Here is an 8981-nt window from a genome sequence, read left to right as displayed (position 1 = left end):
AAGTTGCTGGAACATCGTCGTTCATTGGCACACGGCTATTACCTTCAGTAAATTCAGGCTTACCTGTTTGGGTTTGACCTTGCTTACCAGTAGAAGTTGCTGGCTCTGCAGTTGGCTTAACTGGTGTAACTGTTGGTGTGTACGTCGCTTGCGCCTTGGTTCCGTTCATGTCTTCACGGACAACAGTCACTGCTGGTGCTGTACCAGTAAATGATTTTTCTGGAACGAAAGTTACTGTTCCGTCTGCTGCTACTGTGTAAGTACCAACGTTTGGAATTGTCTTAGTTTTTGTACCATCGTCAAATGTCGCTGGTACAGCTTCATTGATTACTACTGTCTTATCAACGCCATCAACGTTTGCTGTTCCACCTTGGAATTCAGGTTTGCCTTTTTGAGTCGCACCTTGAATGTCAGTGGTTTCAGCTGGCGTTGCTGTAGGTGTCACTGGAACGATTTCTGGTGTGTAAGTTGTATCAACTTTAATACCATTTGAACTTTCAGCTTGTACCTTAGCTGGTGTCACAGCACCTGTGTAGGATTTATCAGTCGGTGTGAAGGTTACTGTCCCAGTTGCCGAATCAATTGAGAAGTTACCAATCACAGTTGTACCATCTGCCGCATAAGCTGGAGTTGTACCAGTTACTTCATTACCATCTTTATCCAAGAGTTTGTAGCTATTGTCCTTAATAGTAATAGCCTTGTCTTGACCGTTGACTTGGACAGTTGTGCCTGCAAAGGTTGGCGTACCAGTTTGCGTAGCACCTTGAATATTCTTAGATTTAGCAGGTTGAGCTGTTGGAACAGCTGCTACAACTGTTGGTGTGTATGTCGCGTCAGATGTGATCGTTGCGGTCTTACCATTTTCATTTGTAATAGTTGCAGTTGCTTGGACCGTTACACCTTTAGCGGTTCCGACAAAGTCTTTTTCATGTGTGAAGGTTACAGCCCCTGTACTAGGATTGATTGTATAGCTACCTTCTCCTGCTACTGTAACCGTTGCATTATCTGTCGGTTGACCAGTTGTTGGATCCACCAATTTCTTGCTTGTGATTTGAGCTGTCTTATCACTGCTCAAGGCAAAAGTAGGTGTTTCTGTCTGTGGAACGTTTTGAACGTCCTCAGATACTTTATTAGTTGGTGTTACAGTTACTGGATTAACTGTCGGCGTATAAGTTGCTGAAGCTTTAGTACCGTTCATATCTTCACGCACAACAGTCACTGCTGGTGCTGTACCAGTGAAGCTTGGTTCTGGAACAAAGGTTACCGTACCATCCGTCGCTACTGTGTAAGTACCGACGCCGTCAATTGTCTTAGTTTTTGATCCATCGTCAAAGGTTGCAGAAACAGCATCATTCATAGGTACACGGCTATTTCCAGCAGTAAATTCAGGTTTACCGGTTTGTGTAGCACCCTGAACGTCTTCTGAAACTGCTGGTGTAGCACTTGGTACTACTGGTGTAACTGTCGGTGTGTACTTAGCTGTTACAGCCGTACCGTTCTTATCGACACGTTTCACAGTCACGCCTTCAGGTGTTCCAACATAAGTTGGAAGTGGCTTGAAAGTCACCGTTCCGTCAGCAGCTACTGTATAAGTACCCACACCATCAACTGTCTTAGTTTTTGATCCATCTTCGAAAGTCGCTGGTGTGTCATCATCCATCGGCACACGGCTATCACCTTCGGTAAAGGTTGGTTTACCTGTTTGTGTCGCACCTTGAATATCTGTAGATGTTGCATCTTCTGCAGTTGGAACAACTGGTGTAATCTTAGGTGTATAAGTTGTTTCTACAGTTGTACCATTAGTATCTGCAGCTCGAACTTTAACAGGAACCACTTCACCTGAGTAAGATTTATCACTTGGTGTGAATGTCACCACTGAAGTAATCTTATCTACCGTAAATGTACCAATAATCACACCTGCCGGTGATTTTGCAAATACTGCCGCAGCTGGCTGACCATTTTCATCAAGAAGGGTAATGGTATTTTTGTCGATTGGTGCGACAGGATCACCTTCTGTGAAGGTTACTGTTCCCGTTTGAACTACACCTTGAGGACCTGTTGATTCTGCTGGAGCCGCTGTTGGGGTTACTGGAGTTACTGTTGGGGTGTATGTTGCTTTCGCTTTGGTTCCGTTCATGTCTTCACGCACAACAGTCACTGCTGGAGCTTCACCGGTAAATGATTTTTCTGGAACGAAAGTTACTGTTCCGTCTGCTGCTACTGTGTAAGTACCTACGTTTGGAACTGTCTTCGTCGTTGAACCATCATCAAAGGTTGCAGCAACCCTATCGTTCATTGGTACACGGCTATTACCTTCAGTGAAGACTGGTTTGCCTGTTTGTTCTTGACCTTGCTTACCAGTTGAAGTTGCTGGATCCGCAGTAGGCTTAACTGGTGTAACTGTAGGTGTGTATGTCGCTTGCGCTTTGGTTCCGTTCATATCTTCACGTACAACAGTCACTGCTGGTGCAGTTCCGACAAATGATTTTTCTGGAACGAAAGTTACTGTTCCGTCTGCTGCTACTGTGTAAGTACCTACGTTTGGAATTGTCTTAGTTTTTGTACCATCGTCAAATGTCGCTGGTACAGCTTCATTGATGGCTACTGTCTTATCAACGCCATCAACGCTTACTGTTCCACCTTGGAATTCAGGTTTGCCTGTTTGTGTGGCACCTTGGATATCAGTAGACTCAGCTGGTGTTGCGGTTGGACTTACTGGAACGATTTCTGGTGTGTAGGTTGTAGCCACCTTGATACCATTCGAGCTTTCAGCTTGAACCTTAGCCGGTGTAACAGCACCTGTGTATGATTTATCAGTCGGTGTGAAGGTTACTTGGCCAGTTGCTGGATCAATTGAGAAGGTACCGATTTCAGTTGTACCGTCTGCCGCATATGCTGGGGTTGTACCGGTTACTTCGTTCCCATCTTTATCCAAGAGTTTGTAGCTATTGTCTTTGATGGTAATAGCCTTATCTTGACCGTTGACTTGAACAGTTGTGCCTGCAAAGGTTGGCGTACCAGTTTGCGTAGCACCTTGAATATCCTTAGATTTAGCAGGTTGAGCTGTTGGCACTGCTGCTACAACTGTTGGTGTGTAAGTCGCATCCGATGTGATGGTTGCAGTCTTACCGTTAGCATTTGTAATTGTAGCAGTTGCCTGAACAGTTACTCCTGTTGCAGTACCTACAAAATCTTTTTCTGGAGTAAATGTAACTGCCCCAGTCGTTGGATCGATTGTATAGCTACCTTCTCCCGCTACAGTTACAGTTGCATCATCAGTCGGTTGACCAGTTGTTGGATCCACCAATTTCTTGCTTGTGATTTGAGCTGTCTTGTCATTACTTAAATCAAAGGTTGGTGTTTGTGTTTGAGGAACGTTCTGAACATCTGCAGAAACTTTATTTGTAGGAGTAACCGTAATTGGTGTTACCGTTGGAGTGTACTTAGCAGTCGCTGTCTTAACGTACTCATCACGAATCGTACCATCTTTATCTCGTCCAACAGGAGCAGACAAGGTCACCGTTACGCCATTCGCAGTGCCTGTAAAACCAGGTTCTGGAACGAAGGTCACTTTACCAGTCGTATCATCGATAGTGTAAGTTCCTTCTCCTGCCACCTTAACAGAAAGCGCATTTGTCGGTTGACCAGTTGCTGGGTCTACCAATTTAGCAGGATATAGCGCACTTGGAGTGATAGCAACCTTATTACCATCTAAGTTAGTTCCTACTACGTTAAAGGTTGGTGTACCAGTTTGGGTTGCTCCTTGCACATCGGTAGACGTCTTGCTTTCGCCTTCGATATCTTTTGGAGTAACCGTTGGGATGTAAAGACCGTCCATGGTATTGATGGCCGTATCGACATTGGCTTCCATGTCAGGGAATTTAGTAGACCAACCTGTGTCATAGCCATTGGTATCTGTACGACGGATAGAAATACCATCTGCTGTTCCTAGGAAGTGATCTTCAGGAATGAACTCAACATCCACAGCAGTCCCGTTTGGAGTGATCTTGTATTTCCCTTGACCAGCCACAGCATAATAGCCATCTGCTCCAGGTGTTACGACTTGACCAGTACGGTTGTCCACCATCTGAGGAGCAACTGTCTCGTCAATCTGAGCCTTATCTGTAAGACTATACTTATAGAGACCACGAGCCGTAAAGGCTACAGTAGAGCTTTGTTTTTCGCCTTGAAGACCAGTTGTTTCTTTGACTTCTCCTTTTGGTGGGTGAGTAACCTGAGTTCTGAAATCTTCAACTTCCCCTGAGAAAGCCATTCCTGTAGGGCTTTCGATTTGAACAGCATCCTTAGCAATTCGCACGCGGACGCCTAGTTCATTGACACTTGGATCGATATAGGTTTTGCTCTTGGTGAATCTTAGAGTAACAGATCCATCCTTGGTAATAGTAGCCAAGTCAGAGCGTTCATCTTCATCAAAGGTACCGTTTTGGTTAAAGTCAATCCAGCCATAAATATTGGCTTGAGGCGCCCCATCTGTATGGGCTTCAAGAGTGATGGTGTAGTTTCCTGGATGCGTACGATCCATTTTGATCATCTCATTGGTTGTCCCTTTGAGTTCAGCTGGGAGCAATTGATCAACTCCTTCATCAGCTGTCGTTGCCTTGTCATCACCAAACCAATCAAGTGCATTGTTTTCATCCATATCTGGGCTCAAGTGACCAAGATAAGGTTGGTTGACTTTTTTACCTGTTATCCCATCAACGGTTGCGATAGAGTGGATAGCCTTACCATAAGACTCTGGTGCATCCCCTTCATCAAGCGGGAAAAATCCAAACATAGCGGACTGTTTCCCACCTGAGACGATATAAAGTCCAATCTCAGAAGCCCCCTTGGTCATAACAAGGGGAACAGCAACATCACTTGAAGAAATATTTGGCCCGAACACTCCTGTTCCGAGACCCCCAGTTGTTAAATCGGCACTTCCAAAGTACTTCCAAGCAACCGCTTTTTTATCCGGTCCAACTTGAGTTGAACGTCGAAGTTGGTCAAGGTTCGTCCTATAGAGATTCATGCCATTTATATTAGTGGAAGGGCTTGAACCAAATAAATTGTCTGTATTTTGTGGAATATAAGTTTTCGTATTTTTATTATTGTTCTTTAACCATTCCCCAATGTGTTGCCAACCTTCTCCGTTTGTGGTGAACATAACCAATTCACCAGGGTTAGCGGACTCACCATCCGCCATGACAATGGCAGGTTTGACCACTTTTCCACGGAAGGTCGCAGAAATTTCAAACTGGACCCCAATATTGCCACCGTCAAACTCGGAACTGATGGTTGTTTTTTTAGTACCAGTATTGATGCCTTCTTTTCGTATTTCTGTCCATTGGTTTTGAGCTTCGGCAATAACTTTGGCTTCTTCACCAGCACTGAAAGCTGCTTTGGTATAATTTGAAGTAGCCCCATTCACATAACCATTTCTAGCATTGGGGTCATAGGTAGCCTTTTCAGCTTCTGTCGCTCCCCGGTCTTCCAAGCGCTTTTTGTAGATTTCTGTCGCTTGGAAAGGTTTTAAAGATTTAACTTTGATGGTTACCACATAGCCCGGCATGATTTCTTTGGTGTAGGTAGATCCTACTTGAAGGGCAAGATTCCCACTCGATGTCGTCGTTGTTCCAGTCCAGTTGGCTGTATCACCAAAGTCCAACCAAGAGATTTGGCTGGCCAAGTCTGTAGCTTTGATATTTGTTGTGAAACCTGGTTTTGTTTCTTTAGGAGTTGAAGTGGCATCTTGGACATCATCTCCGATGAGGTTTGGATCATTTGGATCACCAATAGAACGACGACTACGACGTTTGCCAGAAGTTTCAGCTGTCACTACTGGTTGTTCCACTACTGGAGATTCAACCCCTCCAGAAAGGGAGTTACTACTAGAAGCCTCTACTTCAACGTTCACATTTTGCGCTTCAGATGCTGAGGCTGAGGCTTGTGATTCAGAAGTGGCTGCTAAACTAGATGCTGTCGTTGAAGCGCCAGTCGTGCTACTAGCTACATTCACAGTACCAGCAACACTATTTGAAAATTGTACAGAACTAGCTGATGTCTCCGAAGTAGAAACAGCTGCCTGAGATGTTGCTTCACTAGAAGCTGGTGTCGTTGATGCTTCAGAGACTATTTGGCTAGCTGTTGAAACAGCTTGAGACTGACTATTTGCCTCAGAACTAGATAAAATATTTGCGACTTCAGCCGAAGCTTGAGTTGCAACAGTGTTCTGAGACTGTGTTCCTTCACTTGCTACTGCAGATGTATTGGTCACATCTTCTACTTGGGTTTGGTTGCTAGTTTCATCAGCTGAAACTTGATTTGCAACACCAACCATAACAAGAGTTCCCAACAGAACCGAACAAACTCCTACATTCAATTTACGAATCGAAAATCGACTAATTCGATCATTAAATAAATCTTTACCCACTTTGGTAATCCTCCACATTTATGCATTTAAGTATCTCACCCCTCAATGAGATTAAAAGTATTCAAAAATACTAATCGTTATACATTCTAACAAATTTCCTAATATTTGTGGGAATATTTGCTCATATTTTCAAATATTTTAAATTAATCTTAAATCAAAAACAACAAATATTGCTAATACAGCATAAATATAATGCTTTTCTAGGTTATATTACCATACCTATGTATAACTATCATTTTTTAGAATTATCTGTAAAAAGAAAATCAAGATTTCATTATTTTCGGTAATTCGATTTCAAAATGAGGGTTTTATGCATATTATTAAAATTCAAAAAATTCCTTATTTTTCATAAGGTATCCATTCCGAATAAAGCTAAATCGTTAACAACACTAAATAAGATTAAACTACCACACTTCTGGAATAAAAACCTCACTTACTTAACGAATAGCTAATCACTATTTGTCCAAAATAGCCCTAAATCTTTAAAGAAGTTTAATGACTCTAGAGATATAGAGCCACAAAAAACAAAAACAGAGCCGCAAGAAAGTTAATTCTTGCAGCTCATCATAGCAAAATGGAACCACTCCATGAGAGTGATGCTACTAAGATATTCTGGATAAATAGAATTTAACTTTCTCGCAATGGGCGCAACAATACCATACATACTGGTAATGCTGCTTTTTTAAGATTATTTGCAAGAAAAGTTAATCATCCTTTCACCCCACTTAAAATATATTTAACTAAATAATATTAAGAAAGCTCTATATCGTCAAGTTGTGAACGTGATGCTGGATAGCGTTACTAGATGTAGATGTCGGGATTTTGCCCCCAAAATAGAAAAAATATTAAAAATTGTTTTATTCCGGCCTGTTCGCGATAGGCTTTGATTTTAGTAATCAGCGCCATCTCATACCCCCTTACTGCCCATGATGTAAAATAATACCACCCTTACTATGGTTACTTCGTATATATATTGCCCCTTAGTAGCGTAGCCCTTATATGCGGTTCAATAATTTTTGCTGATCACAAGCTGAGAAATGCTCTCAATCCCGTCAACGGAATAATGATATTCTACAATTCCGGTATGAACAGACTCGTCTAAGAGTCGCTCCGCTTTTTTTAATATCAATTTTTGAACATGATTTACATTAACCGCGAGGAGAAAGACGATAATCCCGAACACCAGATAAATATACCATAGCAATGTTAATTAAAGCTTCCTTCTTTTCATCTCTGAAACCCATATGATATATAAACACAAAGCTATCTCATTATTTGCTTGTTATAGTTCTATAAATCTAGTATTTATACCTAATCTAAATATCCAAAAACTCATAAGGCCTTTCCGAAAGAGAAGATTCGCAGCACTCAGCAAGATACGCATCCTTCTCTTTTAGGCTCTCTATGTCCGGATATACGTTTAACACTCTGTCCCCCAGATTCCAAAAATCATGTGACCAAGACTGCGGGTTCTCCCATACGTGTGGATTTCCTTTCGCCCAATTCGGAAGCTCCTTGCGAACCTTGGTTGCCACTGCAAGCTGCCCTTTTGCAGTTTTATAAATCGTGTCAATCCTTATTCCACCGTCTACTGGACGTTTTACACGAGTAATCTCCATACCATAGAACATTACCTTTCTTCTTACCCCTTTTTCATAGAGATTTAACTCAATCTTGTCATATCCTTCGCTTTTGTTGCGTTGAATACTTAGAAAGTCCTGAAGTGCCTGTATCACAGCTGCAGAAACACTTCCAGCGTACTTGGCAGCATCATCAAATAAGTGTAGATCTGCTTCTGCAACATAAATATTTTTTGTGGCCATAACCATACCTCCTTATTTTTGTAACTTGTATCTAAAGTTTAGTATCTATATGTTTATAAACATAATTATAATCATATAGAGGTATTTTGTCAAGATAGACTTTCTTTCCATCATTATGATGTTGAAGACTGTGATTCTTCACTGATACTGGGAGCCTAATATCAAAATGCAATATACAAAGTTCTTCGTTTTTGCACAAAAAAAGAAGATCCCTAGGACCTTCTTTCTATGGCTCTATAATTTCTGTAGTGGGTAAAACCACCATAGAGATTATAGAGCTTTTTGAATGCAGACAAAAAGTCCCATAAGAACTATAATGAAAAGCAACCAAACCATCATTAGGAAGAACTTATGAGACTTATTAAGAATACCACAGAATTAATCGGAATTAAAGACCCAAATATCATTATTTCTCTTGTTTTTGAAAAAGATACCTACATCGAGGTTCAAGCAACACTCGATTACCCTGCACCACTATGTCCTCACTGCCAAGGAAAGATGATCAAATATGACTTTCAAAAACCTTCTAAAAATTCCTCTCCTTGAACAAGCTGGAACACCTACACTATTACGTCTTAAAAAAGCGTCGTTTCCAGTGTAAAAGTTGTAGGAGAGTCACGGTAGCTAAGACATCAATCGTTGAGAAAAACTGCCAAATCTCCAATCTAGTCCGGCAAAAAGTTGCACAGCTCCTTACTGAAAAGGTGTACACTAACAGATATTGCCAG

The 8981-nt window shown here is 41.7% G+C and carries 2 protein-coding genes and 1 pseudogene; 1 reads left to right on the top strand and 2 read right to left on the bottom strand.

Features of this window, described 5'->3' with window-relative positions; all coding sequences use genetic code 11:
• Both HMPREF0848_RS02660 and HMPREF0848_RS02650 read right to left on the bottom strand, forming a co-directional pair.
• A partial coding sequence (locus HMPREF0848_RS02660) for a CshA/CshB family fibrillar adhesin-related protein (RefSeq protein WP_037608827.1) occupies positions 1-6430 on the bottom strand: 6430 nt, incomplete at its 3' end.
• 1316 nt (positions 6431-7746) lie between these two features.
• The gene (locus HMPREF0848_RS02650; RefSeq protein WP_008534447.1) at positions 7747-8253 is read right to left on the bottom strand and encodes an EXLDI protein; all 507 of its coding nucleotides are present in this window, start codon (positions 8251-8253) and stop codon (positions 7747-7749) included.
• A gap of 351 nt (positions 8254-8604) precedes the next feature.
• Between HMPREF0848_RS02650 and HMPREF0848_RS10605 the strand changes: the two are divergent.
• Positions 8605-8981: pseudogene (locus HMPREF0848_RS10605) on the top strand (transposase family protein); the annotation flags it as partial.

The sequence above is a fragment of the Streptococcus sp. C150 genome (assembly GCF_000187445.1).
In the GTDB taxonomy this organism is placed as follows: Bacteria; Bacillota; Bacilli; order Lactobacillales; family Streptococcaceae; genus Streptococcus; species Streptococcus raffinosi.
The sequence above is the reverse complement of the archived record's forward strand: the minus strand, read 5'-3'. Positions and strand labels throughout refer to the sequence as shown.